26 protein-coding genes and 1 tRNA gene are annotated in these 23,441 nt (G+C 35.8%); 10 read left to right on the forward strand and 17 right to left on the reverse strand.

The genetic code is table 11. The features are described 5' to 3' along the window. Nucleotides 1–290: 290 nt before the first annotated feature. From OQZ33_RS03310 to OQZ33_RS03340, 7 genes are all read right to left on the reverse strand, one after another. The gene (locus tag OQZ33_RS03310; RefSeq protein WP_265797625.1) at nt 291–1,652 is read right to left on the reverse strand and encodes a pyridoxal-phosphate dependent enzyme; all 1,362 of its coding nucleotides are present in this window, start codon (nt 1,650–1,652) and stop codon (nt 291–293) included. Between the two features lie 331 nt (nt 1,653–1,983). After that, complete coding sequence (gene dprA, locus OQZ33_RS03315) at nt 1,984–2,904, reverse strand: DNA-processing protein DprA (RefSeq protein WP_322975006.1); 921 nt, start codon at nt 2,902–2,904, stop codon at nt 1,984–1,986. A 176-nt stretch (nt 2,905–3,080) separates the two neighbouring features. Then, nucleotides 3,081–3,347: a hypothetical protein gene (locus tag OQZ33_RS03320; protein WP_056849724.1), complete on the reverse strand. Its 267-nt coding sequence runs from the start codon at nt 3,345–3,347 to the stop codon at nt 3,081–3,083. Nucleotides 3,348–3,481: 134 nt separating this feature from the next. Beyond that, nucleotides 3,482–4,996, reverse strand: a complete 1,515-nt coding sequence (locus tag OQZ33_RS03325; RefSeq protein WP_265797626.1) for a S41 family peptidase — start codon at nt 4,994–4,996, stop codon at nt 3,482–3,484. A gap of 2 nt (nt 4,997–4,998) precedes the next feature. Beyond that, a complete protein-coding gene (locus OQZ33_RS03330; RefSeq protein ID WP_265797627.1) occupies nt 4,999–5,607 on the reverse strand; it encodes an HAD family hydrolase in 609 nt (202 codons plus the stop codon). Nucleotide 5,608: 1 nt separating this feature from the next. Then, complete coding sequence (locus OQZ33_RS03335; protein ID WP_265797628.1) at nt 5,609–6,088, reverse strand: hypothetical protein; 480 nt, start codon at nt 6,086–6,088, stop codon at nt 5,609–5,611. A gap of 99 nt (nt 6,089–6,187) precedes the next feature. After that, nucleotides 6,188–6,838 carry an ABC transporter ATP-binding protein gene (locus OQZ33_RS03340; protein ID WP_265798002.1) on the reverse strand — a complete coding sequence of 217 codons (651 nt, stop codon included), beginning with the start codon at nt 6,836–6,838 and terminating at the stop codon, nt 6,188–6,190. A 223-nt stretch (nt 6,839–7,061) separates the two neighbouring features. Between OQZ33_RS03340 and OQZ33_RS03345 the strand changes: the two genes are divergently transcribed. From OQZ33_RS03345 to sucC, 8 genes are all read left to right on the forward strand, one after another. Then, entirely contained in the window at nt 7,062–7,697 is a 636-nt protein-coding gene (locus tag OQZ33_RS03345; RefSeq protein ID WP_265797629.1) for a hypothetical protein, read from the forward strand. Between the two features lies 1 nt (nt 7,698). Then, entirely contained in the window at nt 7,699–7,995 is a 297-nt protein-coding gene (locus OQZ33_RS03350; protein WP_265797630.1) for a winged helix-turn-helix domain-containing protein, read from the forward strand. A 56-nt stretch (nt 7,996–8,051) separates the two neighbouring features. Then, the gene (locus OQZ33_RS03355; protein WP_265797631.1) at nt 8,052–8,351 is read left to right on the forward strand and encodes a hypothetical protein; all 300 of its coding nucleotides are present in this window, start codon (nt 8,052–8,054) and stop codon (nt 8,349–8,351) included. 3 nt (nt 8,352–8,354) lie between these two features. Further along, nucleotides 8,355–9,938, forward strand: a complete 1,584-nt coding sequence (locus OQZ33_RS03360) for a DUF4173 domain-containing protein (protein ID WP_265797632.1) — start codon at nt 8,355–8,357, stop codon at nt 9,936–9,938. A 124-nt stretch (nt 9,939–10,062) separates the two neighbouring features. Continuing rightward, nucleotides 10,063–10,842 carry a ferritin-like domain-containing protein gene (locus OQZ33_RS03365; protein WP_265797633.1) on the forward strand — a complete coding sequence of 260 codons (780 nt, stop codon included), beginning with the start codon at nt 10,063–10,065 and terminating at the stop codon, nt 10,840–10,842. Between the two features lie 76 nt (nt 10,843–10,918). Further along, nucleotides 10,919–11,227: a hypothetical protein gene (locus OQZ33_RS03370; protein ID WP_265797634.1), complete on the forward strand. Its 309-nt coding sequence runs from the start codon at nt 10,919–10,921 to the stop codon at nt 11,225–11,227. A 63-nt stretch (nt 11,228–11,290) separates the two neighbouring features. After that, entirely contained in the window at nt 11,291–11,998 is a 708-nt protein-coding gene (locus tag OQZ33_RS03375; protein WP_265797635.1) for a hypothetical protein, read from the forward strand. Between the two features lie 256 nt (nt 11,999–12,254). Then, nucleotides 12,255–13,454, forward strand: coding sequence for an ADP-forming succinate--CoA ligase subunit beta (gene sucC / locus OQZ33_RS03380; protein ID WP_265797636.1), 1,200 nt, complete (start codon nt 12,255–12,257; stop codon nt 13,452–13,454). Between the two features lie 421 nt (nt 13,455–13,875). On the opposite strand, the gene OQZ33_RS03385 is transcribed toward sucC, so the two are convergent. Together OQZ33_RS03385 and OQZ33_RS03390 are read right to left on the reverse strand one after the other, a co-directional pair. Then, nucleotides 13,876–14,085 carry a helix-turn-helix domain-containing protein gene (locus OQZ33_RS03385; protein WP_265797637.1) on the reverse strand — a complete coding sequence of 70 codons (210 nt, stop codon included), beginning with the start codon at nt 14,083–14,085 and terminating at the stop codon, nt 13,876–13,878. An 8-nt stretch (nt 14,086–14,093) separates the two neighbouring features. After that, nucleotides 14,094–14,690 carry a DUF2975 domain-containing protein gene (locus tag OQZ33_RS03390; RefSeq protein WP_265797638.1) on the reverse strand — a complete coding sequence of 199 codons (597 nt, stop codon included), beginning with the start codon at nt 14,688–14,690 and terminating at the stop codon, nt 14,094–14,096. Nucleotides 14,691–15,077: 387 nt separating this feature from the next. On the opposite strand from OQZ33_RS03390, the gene OQZ33_RS03395 reads away from it, so the two are divergent. Next, on the forward strand, nt 15,078–15,938 hold the full coding sequence (locus OQZ33_RS03395; protein WP_010601359.1) for a sigma-70 family RNA polymerase sigma factor: 861 nt from the start codon (nt 15,078–15,080) through the stop codon (nt 15,936–15,938). 404 nt (nt 15,939–16,342) lie between these two features. Further along, the gene (locus tag OQZ33_RS03400) at nt 16,343–17,002 is read left to right on the forward strand and encodes an ATP-binding cassette domain-containing protein (RefSeq protein WP_265797648.1); all 660 of its coding nucleotides are present in this window, start codon (nt 16,343–16,345) and stop codon (nt 17,000–17,002) included. A 153-nt stretch (nt 17,003–17,155) separates the two neighbouring features. On the opposite strand, the gene OQZ33_RS03405 is transcribed toward OQZ33_RS03400, so the two are convergent. The 8 genes from OQZ33_RS03405 to OQZ33_RS03440 form a co-directional block, all read right to left on the reverse strand. After that, nucleotides 17,156–18,019, reverse strand: coding sequence for an AMP nucleosidase (locus tag OQZ33_RS03405; RefSeq protein WP_265797650.1), 864 nt, complete (start codon nt 18,017–18,019; stop codon nt 17,156–17,158). Nucleotides 18,020–18,113: 94 nt separating this feature from the next. Then, nucleotides 18,114–19,352 (reverse strand): ATP-dependent Clp protease ATP-binding subunit ClpX, encoded by a 1,239-nt coding sequence (gene clpX / locus OQZ33_RS03410; RefSeq protein WP_265797652.1) that lies wholly within the window; start codon nt 19,350–19,352, stop codon nt 18,114–18,116. Further along, a complete protein-coding gene (gene clpP / locus OQZ33_RS03415) occupies nt 19,336–20,043 on the reverse strand; it encodes an ATP-dependent Clp endopeptidase proteolytic subunit ClpP (RefSeq protein ID WP_056849709.1) in 708 nt (235 codons plus the stop codon). The genes clpX and clpP overlap by 17 nt, the downstream gene beginning before the upstream one ends. 60 nt (nt 20,044–20,103) lie before the next feature. Then, nucleotides 20,104–20,427 (reverse strand): four helix bundle protein, encoded by a 324-nt coding sequence (locus tag OQZ33_RS03420; protein WP_265797655.1) that lies wholly within the window; start codon nt 20,425–20,427, stop codon nt 20,104–20,106. Nucleotides 20,428–20,524: 97 nt separating this feature from the next. Then, nucleotides 20,525–21,877 carry a trigger factor gene (gene tig, locus OQZ33_RS03425; RefSeq protein ID WP_265797656.1) on the reverse strand — a complete coding sequence of 451 codons (1,353 nt, stop codon included), beginning with the start codon at nt 21,875–21,877 and terminating at the stop codon, nt 20,525–20,527. 136 nt (nt 21,878–22,013) lie between these two features. Beyond that, nucleotides 22,014–22,095: transfer RNA gene (locus OQZ33_RS03430), tRNA-Leu, on the reverse strand. A gap of 158 nt (nt 22,096–22,253) precedes the next feature. Then, nucleotides 22,254–22,559, reverse strand: a complete 306-nt coding sequence (locus OQZ33_RS03435) for a lipoprotein (protein ID WP_265797657.1) — start codon at nt 22,557–22,559, stop codon at nt 22,254–22,256. Between the two features lie 43 nt (nt 22,560–22,602). Beyond that, entirely contained in the window at nt 22,603–23,400 is a 798-nt protein-coding gene (locus tag OQZ33_RS03440; protein ID WP_265797658.1) for an ABC transporter substrate-binding protein, read from the reverse strand. Nucleotides 23,401–23,441 lie beyond the last annotated feature (41 nt).

Here is a 23,441-nt window from a genome sequence, read left to right on the forward strand (position 1 = left end):
GTTGAAGGTTTAAAGTTGAAAGACTAATGCTTATAGGCTGATAGACTAAAGAGAAATAGCATAATGCAAAAACGCCCGGGTAAAATTATCCGGGCATTTTTTTTGTGATTTCTCGTTCACGTAACAAGCAATATATCTGCCGCTAGTTGATCACTCAAGCATTAAGATTGCTTCGTACCTCGCAATGATGACCGACTTAAGAATGATTCGAATTAATTGCAAACATTTTCCATTCTCTATTTCCTATTCTCTATGTCCCATTCGCTATTTCTACTCCTCAACCAGCATCCTTACCCCGATATCGCATTTATAATGTCATATTGAGTAATAATTTCAATATTCCCTGATTCATCTTCAACTAAAACAGCAGAATTTTCTTTGTTAATTAGCGATGAAATTTTATCAATAGAAGTATTCAAATCAACGAAAGGAAAAGTTGCCGTCATGATTTCTGATATCGGTGCAGATTTCAGTCCCGGGTTTTCAAGCAAAGCAGTTAAGATATCGCTCTCCGCAATTTTACCTACAATCATTCCTTGTTGCGTTACCGGAATTTGCGAAATATTCATCGATTTGATCGTATTGATCGCTTCTAAAACAGACTTTGTTGCATCAAGGGTTACAATTTCTGTAGCTTCCTTTTTAGCTAGAATTGATTTTGCTGTTAGTTTTTCATCCTGTAAAAAGCCTCGTTCGCGTAACCAATCTTCATTGTACATCTTGCCCATATAACGGCTACCGTGGTCATGAAAAATAACCACTACAACATCTTCTGGTTTTAACTTATCTTTCAATTGAATTAACCCGCCAATTGCTGCGCCGGCAGAGTTTCCAACGAAAATACCTTCCTTCCGGGCAATATCGCGGGTCATTAAAGCGGCATCTTTATCGGTTACTTTTTCAAATAAATCAATTACATCGAAATTTACATTGGCTGGTAAAAAATCTTCGCCAATTCCTTCGGTGATGTAGGGATAGATTTCATCCTTATCAAAAATTCCGGTTTCCTTATATTTTTTGAAAACTGAACCGTATGTGTCGATCCCCCAAACCTGGATATTCGGATTTTTCTCTTTCAGATACTTACCAGTTCCAGAAATTGTTCCGCCGGTTCCTACACCTACAACCAGGTGAGTAATTTTGCCCTCAGTTTGTTCCCAAATTTCAGGACCAGTTTGTTCATAGTGAGCGGCAGTATTTGCCAAATTATCATATTGATTTGGCTTCCACGAATTAGGAACTTCACGCTCTAAACGAGAAGAAACAGAATAATAAGAACGCGGATCTTCTGGCTCTACATTTGTTGGACAAACAATAACCTCAGCACCAAAAGCACGTAAAGCATCTACTTTTTCTTTAGATTGTTTGTCAGTTGTAGTGAAAATACATTTGTAACCTTTGATAATGGCAGCCATCGCCAAGCCCATACCTGTATTTCCTGATGTTCCCTCAATAATGGTTCCGCCAGGTTTTAACTTACCACTCTTCTCTGCATCTTCAATCATTTTTACCGCCATACGATCTTTGATTGAATTACCTGGATTGGTAGTTTCTATTTTTGCCAAAATTGTTCCAGGAACACCTATCGTAATTGTATTTAATTTCACCAATGGCGTATTACCAATGGTTTCTAATATGTTATTGTACCACATGATACAAAATTAAGCAAAGCTATTAACTATTTTATAAACTATATTTTATTTAAAATATAATTTTCATAAACTAATTTTAACGAAATTTTATTCTATAATCTATCAATAAGATAGGTATTATAGATTGATTATTAGGCAAAATGCAATATTGGTTCTAGGTTAGCGGCAGATTCGCAGATTAGAATTCACTTATAACATCTAATAAATTACAAATACTAAGACGCTGAAATGAATTCAGCATGACGACAGCATAAAAATTTGCGAATCTGCGGCTAACTTACGCCAGTTTATAAACCTTGCCAGGCAATGAAACAATTACCCCTTGCATTTCTTAGGTGAGTATAACTATGGCCAATTTGCTTTGCTGAACAGCTAATGAAATACAAAGTTCATCAATAGAAAGTTGACCGCTTTGTAAAGCATCAACTACTTTCTGCTCATTTGCAGTAAGATTGAGCTGCAACGTAGTTTGCGCTTGTTTCTTCTTTTCTTTCACTTCATCATCCCACCCTAAATAATAAATCAAATCATTTGCATTGTTAATCAACCCTGCCCGATTGGTTTTAATTAAAAAGTTGCAACCTTCAGAAAAAGCATCATTTGTTCTACCTGGAAAAGCATAAACATCTTTATTGTAAGAGTTTGCAATTTCTGCTTTAATTAACGCCCCACCTCTAATGGATGCCTCAACAACTATTGTGGCATCGGCAATGCCAGCAATAATTCTATTTCTCTGTGGAAAATTTTGTCTGTCGGGATTTGTCAATGTTGGAAACTCGGAAAGTAGGCCCCCGTTTAAAACCATTTTTTGAGAAACTGGTTTATGAATTTGTGGATATAATCGATCTAATCCATTCCCTAATACACCAACGGTGGGTATATCATTGGCAATACATTCGTTGTGAGCGGTAACATCGATACCATAAGCGAGACCACTAACAATTAAAACATTATAAGCCCCTAACACTTCGCAAAGCTGCTTACATAGAGTTTTGCCATACTCAGTTGCATTACGTGTACCTACAATACTAATAATTCTAGAGTGATTCAAATCCGCTTTACCTTTAAAGTAAAGTAAAATTGGAGAATCAAAACAGTTTTTTAAGCGTTTTGGATAATTCTCAACTGTAAAAAACAGAACTTCAATTCCATGCTTATCAATAAATTTTAACTTTTCACCTGCTCGTTTTAAAGCATCAGTATTTAAAATTGCTTCAACGGTTTTCTCGCCAATACCCGGAATTTGAAGCAATTGATTTTTTGTAGCAGAAAAAACAGCTCAGCGCTGCCGCAATAGGCTAATAAATTTTTGGCATTTACCGGACCAATGGATTTAATGAAATTTAAAGCAATTTTGTGAAGCGTACTCATTAATTTTCAGGCTAAGGTGAATAAATGCGGGATGATTTATTTCCTTAAAAAGACAACCTAAAAATCAATATCAATCAAACTTTTAATTGGGATATGAATATTATTTTTCAGTTGAATGTATTTTTCTGTCACTGCCCAAACCGTAGTGTCTACGCGTTTAGGGCCAATTGTTGTGTTAAAAGTAATCACCGCTTTGGATTTGAACTCATTTCCAAGTCTTTGAGCTTCATCAAGTTTAGTTTTTAGTTCTTCTGTGTGATCTTCTTTTGCATTGATGATATTCAAATAGCTTAAATGTTCTTTTTCTACAATTTCTATTGGCATAGCTTCTTTTTAACGATTAATGTTAAACAAGCTTATCAATTTTTTCGAAGAAAAACAACCGCAAACACTCATTTTATGTAATAATTAACAAAAAAAAACCTCGATTTTCATCGAGGCTAAATTTTAATTTTCTGTTATTTGAACTTCATTTTTCGAGTTTCGATCATTCCTTTAAATTCGTGGTCAAGTTTTTCGTTATTGCTATCAATTACCTGCCTAGATACGCCAGAGGTGCTACTTAATGTGCTTTCTTTTAAATATGAGGTAAATGCGCCTGTAGCAGAATAATTTAAAGCCTGGGCTAATAATTTTTCTGATGGGTCTCCGAAGTCTTTAGTCAAATCATCAACTACATCTTTATCTACTGCCATTCCATCGAAATAATCACCGAAGCCTGATTGATTTTTGGTTTGAAACTGAGGGATGTACAAGTCTTTTTTATCGATTCTGAGAGAGAAAAACCCAACAGGTTTGCCGTAGGTTTTTCTACCAATTAACTTTACATCCATTACTGGTTTTAAATTGTTAATCAACAACTCGCTTGCAGATGCTGTTCCGCCTGCAACTAAAAAATACACCCTTGTTAACCCATTCAAGCTACCGCGTTTGGCAAAAACTTCTAAATTACCTCCCTGTACTGTAGGTTCATAATTATAATCAAAAAACGAAAACATTCTCCTAACGCCATCTGAACCAGTCTGATAAAATTTTTGATTCTCAAGAATTGTAGCTTTCTTATCTTGCATCGTTTTGGTCCAATAAGTGGTATACATCACTTTTCCATTTTGAGATGCAGGAGCTATTAAATTGGTAAAAGCTTCTGATGTTGCAACTGAACCTCCGCCATTGTAACGTAAATCAACTACAAGTTCTGTGATTCCATCCGTTGTAAACTTAGTAAAAGCAGCATCCAATAAAGTAACAGAATTGGTGGTGAAGCTGTTAAAAACAATATAACCTATTTTTTTTGCCCCTACAGTATATGTATTTGAGTATAAAATAGGATTAATATTATAACTGCCTCTGTTAATTACCAAATCTTGTGAAGTACCATCAGGTTTTACAATAGTCATCGAAATGCTCGGGTTACTACCAAAAATACCATCGTTTAAATTGTCGATATCGCTTTGACTGGTTCTTAAGGTTGTTCTACCATTCACTCGGGTGATCTGATAGCCCCTTTTTAAACCGGCAAGAGCCGCAGGAGAGGTAGCGTAAACAGATTTAACCCGTAATAAATTATTAGCATCGTAATTTGCTGAAAAACCATAATCGCCACTAACACCGCCCAATTGCCCAGCAACTGCACCGTTATCAATAAACGAATACTTATCTTTTCCACCTGTGCTTGGCAAAGCCGCAAGCGCTGCTAATACTTGATCATCGTTCGCATACTTGCGTGGATTAAAGGTATCATAATCAGGCATGCCCACATTCCAGAAATAAGTTTGTTTCGCATATAAAAAGATAGAATCGCGGGTTAAATAATCACGGTTTGAAGTTGGGGTTTGCAGTGTATTTTTTTCTACTACAGGAGTAGATGAATCTGAATCAGGTTCAGTATTGTTCTTTTTACAAGAAGCTAAAAAACCAGCCGACCCAACTAAAAAGAACAAAATGCTCTTCTTCACATTAACTTTTCTAAACATATCTATTTGTAAATTTCCAGTGACACAATATACGGCAAATTCATTAACTTGGATTGTTGTTCATCAAAATTATTTGCCCCCACAACTAACGCATCATTTGGCGATAAATTGTTGTCGTTTAGTATCTTCTGAAATATTTCTGCCTTCTCTACGCCCATTTCATCTGCAAAGTATACCGTTAAGTAATTTTCCAGTCCGTTCCATTCTGTTTGTTTAATTTTGTTAAGCTGCTGATCTGGATTTCCAGCCGTCACGATAAATATTTTTTTTCTTTCAATGACCAACTCTTGCATAAACTCTAGCAGGTTTTTGAACAATAAAAGTTTTAAAGGCAATCGGGCATTTTGATGCAGCAAATCAAAATTGTATTGGTATTTGGCGTCAATTTCAAAAGCCTTCGCTGTTTTTACGAATAAGTCCTCCACTCCTGATTGCTCGAATTCACCTCTCATGAAATCTAAGATAGCTTGCGCATTTTTTTGCTCGCTATATTCGATAAACTGGACAAATAAATAATAAACCTGAAGCAGATAATCCTTTTCAGGGTAAAGCACATTATCAAGTTCAAAAATGACGATCTGCTTATCTTTCACTAGCTCGTATGCATCCATCTTAAATTGTAAGGAGTTTTAAATCATCGTTTGAATTGTTGTAACCGAAAACGCCGTTAAGTTCCTCGTTCTGTTTTATAAAAATCTCATCTCCGCTAGCGAAAATACATTCACCTTGAATGAATACCGCATAGTTTCCATAGTTGGTCTTTTCAAGCGAAATATAATTCAGTAACGAATCTGCTGGTGGAGTTAACACCTGAATGCCATATTCACCAAACAAAACGGCTGATTTTGCGAGAGGTTCTATCTCATAATTGTGTAACGGGATGATGCAATCAATAGCTTCAGTGATGCAAAAATTCAATAATAAATGTGCAATACTATCTTGATTGAGCTTGCCCAATGAAGTAAAAGCATAATTTTCGGTAACAATGCCCGGAACGTCTCCATAGTCGGCTAGCAGGACAAAATGACTAGGAAATGCCTTCATTAACTTTAAGGCTTTGGCAGTATTTCCGCCAGTAATTAATATTTTCAATGTTTAATTGTTATTTGATACTCAGTGTTGAATGGGAAATGGGAAATTGATAGTAGATAACCGGCAATTGATAACTGGTAATTAATAAATGGCAACTTCCTAAACGATCAAACCATCTTTCATCGTTACAACGCGATCGCTTGTTTTAGCCAGGTGTTCGTTATGCGTTACAATTACAAACGTTTGCTGAAAATTATCTCTAAGTGTTACAAATAGCTGGTGTAAGGCTGATGCATTTTCTGAATCAAGATTTCCGGAGGGTTCGTCAGCCAGAATAATTGATGGATTGTTAATTAGTGCTCTTGCAATGGCTACCCGTTGTTGTTCTCCACCCGATAATTGGTTGGGTTTATGGTGGGCTCTGTCTTTCAAACCGAATAAATCAAGCAATTCCAAACCTCGGGTTTCGGCCTGTTTTTTATTCGTTTTAGCAATAAAAGCCGGGATACATACATTTTCCAATGCACTAAATTCAGGCAATAAATGATGAAATTGGAATACAAAACCAATATTTTGGTTGCGAAAAGCGCTTAATAATTCTCCACTCAGTTTATTTATGATGGTTCCTTTAAGCTCCACTGCCCCGTCATCAGGTTTATCTAGCGTACCTAAAATATGAAGTAAAGTACTCTTTCCCGCACCAGACGGGCCAATAATACTTACGATCTCCCCTTTCTGAACTTCAAAATTAACACCTTTTAATATTTGCAGATTTCCGTATGATTTTCTTATTCCAGTGGCTTTTAGCATGGCGTAAAAATAGTTAAATTTTTGCTTTCTGAGTGATAAGTTACAGGTTGTAAGCATAAGGCTAGATGTATGACACCCCATTTACATTTTTATTATTTTTCAATCTGTGTAACTCGTTAATCTTTGTAATCGACCCGATAATAATCTGTAAAATCAATTTATTAAAAAAAAGTTTGGAGTTATAAGAATCTTATTTAACTTTGAAAAACAAAGCACTTTCAAAATGAGCAATTCTGAGGAACAACTAAACGCATTAAAAGATATCAGACAAATGATGGATAGATCTTCAAGATTTATCTCATTGAGTGGTTTATCTGGCGTATTTGCTGGAGTTATAGCTTTAATGGGTGCCTACTTTGCAAACGATGAAATTGAAAAATTCATCAACAACAGAGGTTACGGTTATGGAATAGAAGGCGAAATGGACCTGGAATTTAACTTAATCAAACTGGGTGTTTTTGTGTTGATAATTGCTTTAGCAGGTGGAATTTTGTTTACTTATCGAAAAAGTCAACGGAATAATTTACCAATCTGGGACAAAACGTCCAAATCATTGTTAATTAATTTAGCTATTCCATTGGTAACTGGAGGATTATTTATCATCGCGTTGCTGATTAATCATGCTCATACTTATGCTATTATTGCGCCTTCTTGCCTCATTTTTTATGGACTTTCGCTTATTAACGCAAGTAAATATACCTATAGCGATATTCGCTATTTGGGCTTCCTAGAAATCATTTTAGGATTAATTTGTATGTTTTATGTGGGTTACGGGTTAATATTTTGGGCAATTGGCTTCGGCGTACTTCATATTATTTATGGATTGGTGATGTATTTTAAATACGAGAAAGGCCAATAAAATGAAAAATCCAATAGCAGACCTTAATAAAATATTCGATAGCCGAATTCGGCTCGGCGTAATGTCGATGCTGATTGTTAACCATGAAATTAGCTTTAATGATTTGAAACAGATGCTAGAACTTACGGATGGAAACCTCGCCTCGCATCTAAATACCTTAGAACAAGCCCAATTTATTGCGGTACACAAAGGTTTTATAGGGCGTAAAACCAGCACTACTTATTCTATTACCGATTTAGGAAAACAAGCTTTCAAGGCGCATTTAGATGCGCTTGAAAAAATGATTAACAAACTTTAAACTATTTTTTTTGCGCTAATACTTTGAATTTCAAAGCACTTTTAAATCTAAAATCCATGAATAATCAAGCAGAGCCACAGATTATCAATCAATGCAGGCAGCTAGCCATCATTTCCGCATCAATCGGAACTACAATTTTTCTTTTCTTTCTTCTTTTCAGGGGAGAAACCCCGATTTTGGGATTAGGGTATCTATTAATCGCGGCGTTAATTAACGGCATTTTCTTCACAGTCCTTGCGATTTCATGCTATACCCACAAGCAATATTGGCGTAAAATAGTTGCCACGATGATTTTCATGCTGGCTAACATCCCACTGAGTATTTTTTATTGTTTCATGGCACTTAAATTATTTTAAATTATGAAAACGAAATCTAATTACATCCTACTCGCTACCCTTATTGGAGGGATATTATTCAACTTGATGTTTTGGTCAGAAAGATTGGCACTTAACCTACTTATGTACAGTGTATTTGTCTTGAGCATTACCTTTTTCAACAGCGAGGTTGCTAAAACAAAGAAATTTAAAATCTACGCAATGGCGCATTTACTTGCAGCAGTTATGGTGGTGGTTAACAATTCCGATTTATCGCTTGCTACATACTACATCAGTTTTTTATTATTTGTTGGTTTTTCCCATTACCAAAGCATCAGATCAGTTTGGGTAGCATTTATGGCCACAGCACTACAAATTATTGCCATCCCTGCAACCGCATTCAGACGACTATCTGATCTTCAAATCGGGAATTTCAAATTCAGACCATTGCTAAGACCATTAAAATATATCATTCTACCAATTATTATGGTATTTATTTTCATCGGCATCTACAGTGGAGCTAACACAATTTTTGAAAAATATGCCTCCGAACTTGGAGATAGCATTGCAAAGATACTAACAGATGTATTTGGCTTTATTTTCAGCGACTTAAGCTTCGAGCGCTTCATTCATTTTGGTCTCGGCTTAGCCTTAACCGGTGGGTTACTCATCACCTTTTACGATCGTGTTTTCGAAAAGATTGAATTGAATCTGAATGAAGATCTGCATCGAAAGAAAAGTAGGAGCAGAATTAAAACCCTTTGGAATGAAGTTGCCCAGATATTTATGGGTAGAATGATTTCAAAAAAAATGGCGCTGAAAACCGAATACATTGTCGCGGTGATTTCTTTTGTTGCTTTGAACTTTTTATTACTGATGCTAAATGGAATCGATATTTGGTGGTTATGGCTTAGTAAAGGGAAGCAATTGGCCGAAACGAACTATGCCGACGAATTACACGATGGCACAAACGCCCTCATCTTCAGTATTATTTTAGCAATGGCCATTATCGTTTACTTTTTTAGAGGGAACTTAAATTTTTATTCAAAAAGCAAAACGTTAAAAATTCTGGCATTTGCGTGGATGATCCAGAATTTTCTATTGATTATTTCTGTTTTCATCAGAGATGCGCATTATATAGAAGTTTATGGCCTTACTTACAAACGTATAGGCGTAATTGTATTTGCCACACTCTGCATAGTGGGCCTGAGCACTGTCTATTTAAAAATAGCCAAGCAAAAAACTTTCTTCTATTTACTAAAGATCAATGGAAATATTTGGTATCTCCTACTATTGGTTTTCACAATGGTGAATTGGGACATTGTTATTGTAAAATACAATTTAGCGAAAAGAGAAACCATTGCATTCGATCCGGACTATTTACTTTCCTTATCTGACAAAACGCTTCCAACAATTGATCAGCATAGAAAAGAACTTGATTTAGCCGATGGAAATTTTGGAAGCCTTGCGCCTAAAGGTACAATTCTCATTGGTGCTACAGATGATCAACTTCAATTAAAACTTGATCAACGAATCGGTTTTTTTAAAGAGCGATACAAAAGGGTTAGCTGGCTTTCATGGAATTTGCAGGATTGGAATACGGCAAAATATTTTGGAACAGAAAGATGAAAAGGCATTGCAACATTATAATTATGTTTTTAGCTCTGGCATCATTAGCATGGTTTGCTTTAGCCAACTTTATAGAAAGTACAATTGAAATGCATATTCATGAACCACATACAAAATAAACACTATGCAAATTCATTCATCACAATATTGGACTGATTATTTTACTAAAAACGCAGCTATTTCCCGGGTTGATTGGCAATTAAAACCAATGTTGACAGAACTGGAAAGGAGCAACATTTTGAATTCACTACAGGCCTGGCAATTAGGAGAAACTTCGGAAGGTGAACATTTACAACACGCAGCACAGAAATATGCCTCCGAAATTAATGACATCCACTACCCTAATACTGTTAAATTATTTATTAAAGAAGAACAAAAACACGGGTACAACCTTGGAAAATATCTTGACCTAATTGAAGCGCCCAGAATTAAAAAAGATTGGGGCGATAGCTTATTTAGAAAAATAAGATATTATAACACAAATATGGAGCTGTGGACGATTGCTGTCATAACTGTTGAAAGCGCTGCGCAGATTTTTTATCAGGCATTGAAAGATGCGACAAACTGTACACTATTAAAACAAATTTGTACCGATATTTTAATTGATGAAGCAGCACACATTACTTTTCAAAAGGAAAGATTGTATATCATTTTTAGCAACAAAAATCCAATCTCCAAATTTCTCGCTAACCATGCCTACTCTTGCTTCTTTATATGCACAAGTCTGGTAGTATGGTTTGCGCATCAGAAATTGTTCAAAGCCGGCAAACTGAACTTCAATAAATATTTCTCAAAAATGAAAGTCAAGCTGAAGAAGGTTGCTGGAAAAAACACACTATATGGCTCTAGCTATGAAAATATCAACCATCAACCAAGGCCAAAAATTATTCAAACTGTACAATAGCTTTTATTAAGTAGACAAATGATTTCACTTGCAACATCTATTAAAAATTTATAAATTAATTAACACAAATAACATCATGAAAAATCAAGAAACAGTAAGCCCATTTAAGTTAAGAATCACAATTATTTTGAGCGTGATCGTATTTATTTTATGCATTCCATTGATTGCAATGCAGTTTACCAACGAAGTAAATTGGACACTATCAGACTTTGTTGCCGCTGGCGTATTGCTATTAAGTACAGGTTTAGCCATCGAACTGGTGATTAGAAATATGAAAACTGGCACCAGCAGAACCATTGCTTTAGTAGTAATTTTAATTGCGCTGTTTTTAATTTGGGCAGAAATGGCTGTCGGTATTTTTGGGTCGCCAATAGCTGGAAGTTAATTCCAGCTTGCATAAATCAGGAACTTTTCCATTTAATATAAAGTATTTGAATCCATCAATCTTATGAAAAACCTAACGCTTATCGCAGTCATCACCCTTAATTTATTAATGTCATCATGCTCAAATCAAGAAAAAACAATTTCTACAGAAGTAGATAATCCATCAGGAACCAGCGAAGAACCAAAAGCGCCAAAGGTAAAATATAGCTCTTCGATCATAATCGACGATAAGGATCTAATTATTTATCCATTACAGTTAAATGATGGCCAATCTGATAGCTATAAACGCGATGGAGGAATAAACTATTGGAATTTAGCATTTTATAATATGATATCGAGCAAAAGTGAATTATTGACACGTGATAAACTGATAATCAATAGTTTTAATGTTGGCAACCCAGATAAAAACCCAAACCAATCCGCTTTACTAGCGAATAATTTTATCTATTACGAGGTTACCAATGCAGATTTTGATGGTGACAAAAAATTAACATCTGCAGACCCCAGAAAGTTATTTTTATCCAGCTTGGAAGGCAAAGCCTTCGTTCAAATTTCTCCGGAAAATTATTCTATACAAAACTGGAAACTCGATGAAAAGCATGATTTAATCTTAATGGAACTGATAAAGGATACAAATGGTGATAAGATTTTTGATGACAAAGATGAGCTGGAGTATTTCGTATACAACCTTGAAAGCAGAGCTCCGGCCAAACCTGTATTCGATAAAGCTTTTAAAAATGAGGTAAAAGAACTCGCTAAAAAGGTCTTATAAAATTTGCAAGCGACCCAATCCAAAAACGCTAGCCGCAGTTGGATAAATCTTATGAATGAGAAAATATTTTTGATTTGTTTTTTAGAGTTGACAACTTTCGGAAAGAAAGCTGTATACTCTACAAGTTTAAAAAATTGCAGCATGGGCAAGACTACTTTTCCCGATTAACATAAAACGTTCATTTTCTACAAAAAAACGGAAATATCTATTTGTTTAAAGGGTTTGAAATTGTAGCTTTGGGCAAATTTTGTAGCAAATGAATATTCACGAATACCAGGGTAAACAAATATTAAAAAGTTTCGGTGTTAACGTTCAAGAAGGAATTGTTGCCGACACTCCAGAGCAAGCTGTTGAGGCTGCTAAGCAACTGAAAACGGATTATAACTCTGATTGGGTTGTAATTAAAGCGCAAATTCACGCAGGTGGTCGCGGTAAAGGAGGAGGCGTTAAATTAGCCAAAAACCTTGATGAAGTGAAACAACGTGCAACCGATATTCTTGGTATGCAATTGGTTACCCCTCAAACCGGACCAGAAGGTAAATTAGTGAGTAAGATTTTAGTCGCTCAGGATGTTTATTATCCAGGTGCTTCTGAAACCAAAGAATATTATATTTCAGTATTGTTAGACCGTGCAAAAGGTCGCAATATTATTATGTACAGTACTGAAGGCGGTATGGATATCGAAGAAGTTGCTGAGCATACTCCACACTTAATTTTTAAAGAAGAAATCGACCCTAAAGTTGGTTTGCAAGGCTTCCAGGCTCGCAAAGTAGCTTTTAACTTAGGTTTAAGCGGCGCTGCACACAAAGAGATGGTTAAATTTGTAACTGCTTTATATAAAGCGTACGATACTACCGATTCATCGATGTTTGAAATTAACCCAGTGTTAAAAACTTCTGATGATAGAGTGATCGCGGTTGATGCTAAGGTTGATATTGACGAAAATGCATTATACCGTCACCCAGATTATGCAGCAATGCGTGATACGGCTGAAGAAGATCCGATGGAAGTTGAAGCAAGTGCTTCTAACCTAAACTTCGTTAACCTTGATGGTAACGTAGGTTGTATGGTTAACGGTGCTGGTTTGGCAATGGCGACAATGGATATTATTAAATTGGCTGGTGGTGAACCTGCTAACTTCTTAGACGTTGGTGGAACTGCAAATGCACAAACTGTTAAAGCGGCTTTTAACATCATTTTAAAAGACCCTAACGTTAAAGCGATTTTAATCAACATTTTCGGCGGTATTGTTCGTTGCGACCGTGTTGCGCAAGGGGTTATCGATGCTTATCAGGAAATCGGAAATATTCCTGTTCCAATTATCTGCCGTTTACAAGGTACAAACGCAGAAGAAGCTAAGAAATTAATTGATGAATCAGGACTTAAAGTTTACTCGGCAATCGCTTTAAAAGAAGCTGCAGATTTAGTAACTAAAGTTTTGGCTGAACAAGCGTAAAAAAGTTGAAAGTTGAGAGTTAAAAGTTGAAAGACTGAAACTCAAAGCTTGTTGAATAACAAAAAACCTTTCAGTGCAAACTGGAAGGTTTTTTTGTGTCCAAAATTGCCGTCATTGCGAAGCACGAAGCAATCTTAATTCACTTAATTATGGCGCTTTAAAATTGCTTCGTGCCTTGCAATCACGCGATAATTATTGATATTATGAACATTTGAAGATCAGGCCTCTGTGCGTATGGTTCCGAAAGCCCCGCTATTCGTTACAATCTTTTAAAAACTCATTGTTATGCTGAGGCACGAAGCATCTGTTTTATAGGTTGCAGATGCTTCGTGCCTCAGCATGACAGCATATTTGAAGCCTGTGACACCAAAAAGTATTTTGACTTCTATAGGGTCTAATAAGTAAAGCATTTTTACCTCGGTTACTTCTCTTGGCGAAACTCCAAAATATCTCCTGGCTGGCAATCCAGAACCTTGCAGATAGCTTCCAGGGTTTCCAACCGAACTGCCTTTGCTTTACCAGTTTTTAATATAGATAAATTAGACATCGTGATCCCAACGCGTTCACTTAATTCGGTAAGCGACATCTTGCGACGAGCAAGCATTACATCTAAATTTATAATAATTGGCATTTGGTTGTCTATATGGTTAAATCGTTTTCCTCTTTAAGCTTTCTTGAGTAAGAAAGTAAATCATATATTATCGCAAGCACCGCAAACAAGGAGAGTAACGTAAAATTGAAAGATAAATTTGTATCAAGAAAATATTTAAAATCATGACCCGACAATTCACTAACATACTGATTTATTAAAAACATAGATAAAAATTTCAAGGCAAAAAATATCATCGCACCAATTGCAACGCTCTGCCAAAGTCTAGTCTCGGTTATCGTTTCAAAAATCTCAGGCTTTTTGTAGTTTAAAGTTAAGGAAACTCCGCCCACCATTAGGTAAAATAGTGTTGCTGCTCCCATTCCACCCAATCCATCTTCCCATAAAATTAGGGCTTGCATCAATGTTGGCTTAAATTCATACACACAAATATTACTATTTGTAAACTTGCCAGCGCCAATTGTCTTAATCTCTTTTTTAGCATAAGGTTCGGCTAACTTTATGGCTATTGAGCCATCTCTATAATTCCCGACGGCAGTGAATATGCCACTAACAATGCTAATAATCGCAATAAGAATCAGGCTTATACCTGCTTGCCTAGAAATTTTAAAAGTATTAATTTTCATGAAATTAAATTTGAAGGGTTAATTTTTTGCGACAAATCAAATTTTAATTAACTACAAAAGCAAAAGCATTGTTGCAAGCTCATATAATTAGTAAAATGTTAAGAGCGTCATATATTTTCAATAATTTACTTATCAAACATAAAAAATAAATTATTACGAAGCAAAATATATTTATCGATTTACAATAAATAATATATGTAAATCAATGATATTAAGATAGTGTTAGTAATTACTGACAAAAACTTTATTGGAATGATTTTTGTTATAAGTAAAACTATAAAAAAGGTGTGCAAACAGCAACATTTTCAGTATTTTATCCTTTCGGATTGCTATACAATTTCGTAACTTTGCACACTTCAACAATTAAAGAGCACACAAAACGTATAAATGAGACAACTCAAGATAACGCAATCCATTACCAACCGTGAAAGTCAGTCGTTAGATAAGTACCTACACGAAATTGGTAAAGTAGATTTAATAACAGCAGAGGAAGAGGTAATTTTAGCAAGAAAGATTCGTGAAGGCGATCAAGCTGCATTAGAGCGATTAACTAAGACCAATTTACGTTTCGTAGTATCTGTTGCAAAACAATATCAAAATCAAGGTTTAACTTTAGGTGATTTAATTAATGAAGGTAACTTAGGTTTGATTAAAGCGGCAAAACGTTTTGATGAAACTAAAGGTTTCAAGTTTATTTCTTACGCCGTTTGGTGGATCCGTCAATCGATTTTGCAAGCTATTGCAGAGCAAAGCCGTATTGTTCGTTTACCTTTAAACCAAGTTGGTTCATTAAGTAAAATCAGCAAGGCTTTCTCTAAACTAGAGCAAGAATATGAGCGTGAGCCATCGCCAGAAGAATTGGCAGATATTTTAGAAACTACTGTTGATAAAATTTCGGATACTTTAAGTAACTCTGGCCGTCATGTTTCCATGGATGCTCCGTTCGTTCAGGGTGAAGAAAATACATTGTTAGATGTATTGGAAAACCATGAGCCTAATACCGATAGTTCATTAATCAACGAATCCTTATCAGAAGAAATCAAACGTTCTTTATCTACTCTAACAGAAAGAGAAAGAGAAATCATTGTTTTATTCTTTGGTTTAGGTTCAAACCATCCTCTTTCATTAGAGGAGATCGGTGAAAAATTCAACTTAACCCGTGAGCGTGTTCGTCAGATTAAAGATAAGGCGCTACAACGCTTACGTCATACTTCAAGAAGTAAAATCTTAAAATCATACTTGGGATAAGATTAAAACATACCATATTGCTAAAGGGATTGATTAATTTCAATCCCTTTTTTTGTTCATGATAACTAAGTTTATCGTTATCATTTTATATATTTAGTCGTGTCTTTTAGTCTACTCAGAAAATCAACATTAATATATAAACCAATATTTCTCTGGAATATATTAGTGAGTTTATGCACCTCAGTGTTTTTTTATTTAAACGGCTTTGATGAACCCGGCATTTATTCATTTATGCTAATTATAAAAATAATAGGCTGGATATTCTCTGTTGCGATCTATTTCATGTTTTATCAAAATACTGCTTACTTTTTCAAAAACCAAGGGATTAGTTTCAAGAGAATTATGACCAATCTTATTTTCTATGATTTAGCACTTTTGTTAGCAACATTAATGATCTTACTGGTATGGCAGAACTTTTTGTAGATAGTGTTAACCATTGGTTTGCTGATAGGGAGATCTTGAGCAGTGTTTATCTGAATTGTCAAATTGGTGAAGTAGTAGGACTTTTAGGAAGAAACGGTTGCGGTAAATCAACACTCTTAAAAATCATTTTTGGAAGCGTTAAACCTAAGTTCAAATACTTAAGTATTAATGAGAAGATCTACAAAAAGGGGTTTTTATCTGGCCGTGTATCATACCTCCCTCAGGATAACTTTATTCCTAATCAAATTACTCTAGCAGCTGCAATTGATATATTTTGCAAAAACAATCGCGATGAGTTAATCAAAATAAACTTCGTTTTCGAAAACCTAAATACAAAATTTTATCATTTATCAGGAGGAGAAGCTAGATATCTGGAATGCCTTTTAATGATATATAGCGATAAACCATATGTATTACTAGATGAACCATTCTCGCAACTATCTCCATTATTGGTAGAAAATTTAAAAACACATATTAACCATTTAAAAAGCGAAAAAGGTTTTATTATAACTGATCATTATTACAGGTCTATCCTAGACGTTTCTGACCGTATTGTCCTACTTCACAATCATTGCAATTACACCATTCAAAAGGAAGAAGATTTGGTTTTACATGGTTATTTACCAGGATTTAACACATAAAAAAAGATCAGCATTGCTGATCTCGAATATTTATTAGATCTTACAACATCCTAATTAGGAGGAGTTAAATAACTTGCTATTACAACGATCGATGAAACCGAAAAATGAAAATTTATTGCTCTAAATGTGAATCGCTACGAAGCATCACATAAATTAAAACAACAAATGTTTAACTGTAAGTCCGTTATTTATGAGTTGCTTTAAAGAATCAATGCCAATTCTTAAATGGGTTTCGACATACTTCTCCGTTACAGCGCTATCGCTTTCTGCAGTTTTAACACCCTCAGGGATCATTGGCTGATCTGAAACCAATAGCAATGCTCCTGCTGGAATTTTATTTGCGAAGGCAGTAGTAAATACTGTTGCTGTTTCCATATCAACCGCCATCGCCCTTAATGTTTTAAGGTACTTTTTAAATTCTTTGTCGTGCTCCCAAACCCTTCTGTTTGTAGTATAACAAGTTCCGGTCCAGTAATCTCTGCCATGATCACGGATAGTTGTAGAGATTGCTTTCTGCAATGCGAACGCTGGCAATGCCGGCACTTCTGCAGGAAGATAATCGTTTGAGGTTCCTTCTCCCCTAATTGCTGCGATTGGCAAAATTAAATCGCCTAATTGGTTTTTCTTCTTTAATCCACCACACTTACCTAAAAACAAAACTGCTTTTGGTTTTATCGCTGTTAACAAATCCATCATAGTTGCTGCAAGCGGACTACCCATACCGAAGTTGATAATGGTAATTCCATTTGCGGTAACACTTTGCATAGGCTTATCCAAACCCATAATTGGGGCATTGTCGTTCCACTCCGAAAACATGCTCACATACTTACTGAAGTTGGTTAACAAAATGTAATCACCAAATTGATCTAGCGGTCGGCCGGTGTATCTTGGCAACCAATTTTTAACAATTTCATCTTTCGATTTTAAACCAGATTTAACAGGACTTTCAACCTCTTTAACCTTTTTGGCCTTCTCCACTATGGCTTCGTCCTTCTTTACGTCTTTTTCTTCATTCATATTTTAAGGCTTTGAGCAAAGCGCTTGGCGCTTAGCGTTAATAAATATTATATTAAAAAAAATCCCTCCCGATGCTCGGGAAGGATTTGAATTTTTATGCGGCTTGTAACTTCTTAAAGTCGGCCTTTTCAAATTTTTCTATCGCATAATCGAGCGTGATATGCAACTCCTTGACATCCGTTTGCGTGGGCGTGTCGAACATGGCATCCAACATAATTGCTTCACAAATCGATCTCAAACCACGAGCGCCCAGTTTGTACTCCATTGCCTTGTCGACAACAAAATCCAAAACATCATCTTCAAAAACTAAGTTAACATCTTCGTAAGCAAAAAGCTTAACATATTGCTTAATTAATGAATTTTTAGGCGCTGTTAAAATATTACGTAGCGATTCTTTATCCAAAGGATTTAAATGCGAAAGAACTGGAATACGACCAATTAACTCTGGAATTAAACCAAAAGATTTTAAATCCTGAGGAGTGATATACTTGTAAAGATTTTTAAGATCTAAAACGGTCTCATCTTTCTTCACTTTATAACCAACAGCCTGCGTACGCAAACGATTTGCAATTTTACGTTCGATACCATCAAAAGCACCTCCGCAGATAAACAGAATGTTGTTGGTATTTACCGGAATCATTTTCTGATCGGGGTGTTTTCGTCCGCCCTGAGGTGGAACATTTACAACCGTACCTTCTAAAATTTTCAGTAATGCCTGCTGAACACCTTCGCCTGATACATCACGAGTGATTGAAGGATTATCACTTTTACGGGCAACCTTATCCACTTCATCAATATATACAATGCCACGTTCTGCGGCAGCCACATCATAATCAGCAGCCTGAAGTAAACGTGTCAAAATACTTTCTACATCCTCTCCTACGTAACCTGCTTCCGTTAAAACCGTTGCATCGCAAATACAAAATGGTACATGCAAAATTTTCGCAATGGTTTTAGCCAAAAGGGTTTTACCAGTACCTGTTTCACCTACCAGCATGATGTTCGATTTCTCAATCTCAATCTCGTCTTTATCAACTTTTTGATTTAAACGCTTATAATGGTTGTAAACTGCAACAGAAAGCACTTTCTTAGCATCATCCTGACCAATTACATATTGATCCAGATGCTGCTTTATTTCTAACGGTTTAAGTAAAGAAATGGCAGCCTGGATATTTTTAGTGTTTTTGGTTCCTAATTCCTGTGAAAGCAGTTGATTGGCCTGAGTAACGCACTTATCGCAGATAAATGCATCCATGCCTTCAATTAACATTAAAGTTTCATGCTTGCCAGAATGGCAGAATGAGCAACGGGATTCTTTATTTTGTTTCGCCATCTTTTTTTGAGTTTCTCGATAAAACTTCATCAACCATACCAAATCCTTTTGCCTCATCGGCAGTCATCCAGTAATCGCGATCTGAAGCTTTCTCCACCCAATCATAACTTTGGCCAGAGTGCTGTGAAATAATATCGTATAATTCTTTTTTCAATTTTAACATTTCTCTCAAGTTGATCTCCATATCAGATGCAACACCTTGTGCACCACCTGATGGCTGGTGAATCATTACTCTTGAGTGAGGTAATGCAGCACGCTTACCTTTAGCTCCTGCAACCAATAATACAGCACCCATTGATGCAGCCATACCGGTACAAATTGTAGCCACATCTGGCTGAATGTATTGCATGGTATCATAAATACCTAAACCTGCATATACCGAACCACCTGGTGAATTGATGTAAATCTGAATGTCTCTATCAGCATCTGTTGATTGCAAAAACAATAACTGAGCTTGAATAATATTGGCATTCTGATCGTAGATTGCATCACCTAAAAAGATAATACGATCCATCATCAACCTTGAAAAAACGTCCATTTGAGCTACGTTCAACTGACGTTCTTCAATAATGTAAGGCGTCATGTTCTGTGGGTTCATGTTCGCCTGTGCAATAAATTTATCTACGTGTAAACCGCCAATCCCCTGATGTTTAACGGCAAATTTTCTGAATTCTTGTGAATCTATGTTCATAATATTGTATTGCGTTTAGAGTTTGGCGTTGAGCGTTGATTAACGAATAGCCAAACCGGATTATAATTTTAACAAAAATTTTCTAAAGTTGGTTAATTTCCGTGCCAATTTATCTAATTCTTCTAGATAATAAAGCAGTTCAATGTCAGAAATATATTTTCTCCTTTCCAATACCACCAAAATATTAGCATTTTCAAACGCAGATCTATGCGCAATGTTCAGATAATGAGCAAATTCCTTGTTTGAAATGGAACCAGAACCCTCGGCAATATTATTGGATATGCTAAGAGCAGCCCCATTGAGCTGCTCTGCAAATCTGTATTTTTTATCAACTGACAATCGGTCAGCTATATCAAGTAATTTATCAGTTAGTTCGATAGACAACTGCCAAACTTAGAGCGATTGAAATTTAAATTGAGCCATCGCTAGATATAAACAATCGATCAATCATTTTTGAACGCCTACCGCTATTCGCCTAACGCTAGTCCTTCTTATCCAACTCTACAAATTTATCGTAATCAATTTCTTTTTGATCCAAGGTTACGATAGTTTTAATTTGTTCGAAAGTTTTAGCTGCTTTAACTTCTTCGAAAGTGCGGTTCGCATTTTCTTTGTCTTGTAAAAATTGAACAGCGTATTGCGCCAATTGATCTTCTGGAAGTGGGCTTGGGCTGTACATTCTAAATTGAGCATCTAACTTAGCTTTAGCCGCTGCAACAACATCTTCATATTTAATTTCGATACTGTTATCTTTGATGATTTTGTTTTCGATTAATGTCCATTTAAGGTTTTTAGCGAAATCATCATAACCTTCTGCTAATTCTTCGTCGGTTAATTTTTCGTTTGTAGCTTTTAACCAACGACGTAAAAAATCATCTGGTAAATCAAAAGCATGTTTTTGCAAAAGTGCTTCGTAGATATCGTTTGATAATTTACGTTCAGCATCTTGTGTAAACATACTTTCTACTTCTTCCTGAATTTTTGCTCTAAAGCCAGCTTCATCTGTTACTGTGCCTTCGCCAAATAATTTATCGAAAAACTCCTGATTTAAATCTGATTCTTCTAAACGGTTAACATTTTTTACTGTCAACTGGAAGTTCGATTTCAAATCTGCTGCGTCCTCTTCAGAAATATTTAGAGCTTTAGCAATCGCCGCTTTATCTTCAAATGTTTTTTGAACATCGATTGTTACTACATCGTCCTTTTTTAAACCCACTAACGATTTAAGAACTTTTTTATCCGAGATTAAATCTAAACGGATAGTTGCAGTATTGGAGATGCCACCTTCGAAAATAGAACCATCTGCACCTAACTGAACTAATTCAGCATATAAAACGTCACCTTCTTCAGCAACTTCCGGGTTTGTCATTTTACCATAGCTGCGACGGATGTTTTTGATACGGCTTTCTAATGTCTCCTGATCAGCTTTAACTACATACTGTGTAAATTTATCTTTAGAAGAAACATTAACATCGAACGCTGGCGCTAAACCCAATTCGTAATCGAACTCGAATTCATCGGTATTATCCCATTTAAAATCGCGTTCGTTATCCATTTGAGGCAATGGCTGACCTAAAATTTCTAATTTTTGCTCAGCAATATAGTTTGATAACGTATCATTTAATAAGTTATTGATCTCTTCCACTAAAATGCTTTTGCCATACATTTTTTTAATATGAGCAGCAGGAACCATTCCCTTACGGAAACCAGGTAGTTGTGCTTTTTTAGCCTGATCTTTAATAGCTTTTTCTACTTTCGGACTATAATCAGCAGGTGCGATTTTGATTTTTACAACAGCATTTAAGTTGCCGGTTTTTTCCTGTGTAATATTCATTTTTAGAGATATGAGTATTTAGAAGTGAGATGTGAGACAAGCTTAGTGTTCGCAAATCACCCCCGTTGTTATTAATCAATGTTTTTAAAAACAAAACCGTTCCGATGTTTAAATCGAAACGGCCTTTATCTTGTTGTGCGGAAGAAGGGACTCGAACCCCCACGCCGTGAAGCGCCAGATCCTAAGTCTGGTGCGGCTACCAATTACGCCACTTCCGCAGTTAGGATGTATTAAGGACTGCAAAGATAGAAACTAGATTGAATAATCAAAAGGTATGCACCAGTTTTTATCTATTATTTTTTATTAAAAAAGCTAAGTCGCTAATTCTGAACGACAAAAATTTCAAAATAATAATTAATTATTATCTTCAGCTTTGCTACTTCATCACCACTTCAGAAACTTCTATCAAATCTGGCCCACCCTCTATTGGGTAACCTGCGACTTTGGTACCTCTTAAAACTACTTGTTTATCGGCATAGGTATCGAGATTTAAACTACTGCTTCTAAGCGCATAAGGTTTGCCGCCATAACTAATGGTATGGGTTCCGTACTGATAAGTCGTCATCCCCCATTTGGTTATCCTGCCTTCGATGGAAATCGATTCCCCGGAAGACGCAGATCGCATGATCCCACATCCAGAAACCGCAGCAACAAATAATGTGAGGTAAATAAATTTTTTCATAGGTGAAGATATTAAGTTTTATAAACAAAGGAACAGTGAAAGACTAATAAAGTTCTTTTTGAAACTCGAAAAAATATTGAACTGCCTTAACTAAACGGCTTCCATACCAACTGAACATTTCCCCATCAACCAACATCACCTTCGCATTTGGAATGGCATTCTGTATTTCTTCAATATGTTTTTCTTTAAAAGGATAGGGTTCTGATGAAAGTAGAATTAGTTCGCAATTAAGAGTTTTCAGTTTCTCCAATGTAATTTGTGGGTATCGATCTTGTTGAACAACATTAATCATTCCGTTGGTGAGCAGCACATCATCAATAAAAGTATTTTTGCCCGCAACCATGAAAGGTTTTCGCCAAATGAGATAGGCTACCTTTTTATCAATTTGGTTTTGAGCTGCTAACGTTTTCAAATCGTTAAAACCAGCTGAAATAAGGTGGTTAAGGTATGCAGCTTCAGGGTCACGGTCTACCAGTGCACCAATCTGCGAGATGGTTTTCATGGCATCATCTAAGGTAAAAATGTCGCTCATCCAAACTGGAAAATACTCCGCTAACTCTTCAATATCGCTTTGCGTGTTTTCTTCTTTATTTCCAATGATGAGATCGGGATTCAAATCTTTAATCAGATCGATATTAAGTTTCTTCGTACCGCCAACCTTCGTACGTCCGGCAAACTTTTCTATCGGATGGATGCAAAACTTGGTTAAGCCGATAATTTCCTGATCTAAACCCAAATCAAAAAGCAATTCTGTTTGTGAGGGAACAATAGAAACAATGCGTTTGGGCGGAAACTCGAGTGTAACCTCCCGTCCCATCTGATCGGTGAACGTTTTTTGCATCAAGCAAAGTTATAGTTTTAGGTTATAAGTTCTAAGTCGGA

This window comes from Pedobacter sp. MC2016-05 (genome assembly GCF_026239735.1).
Lineage (GTDB): Bacteria > Bacteroidota > Bacteroidia > Sphingobacteriales > Sphingobacteriaceae > Pedobacter.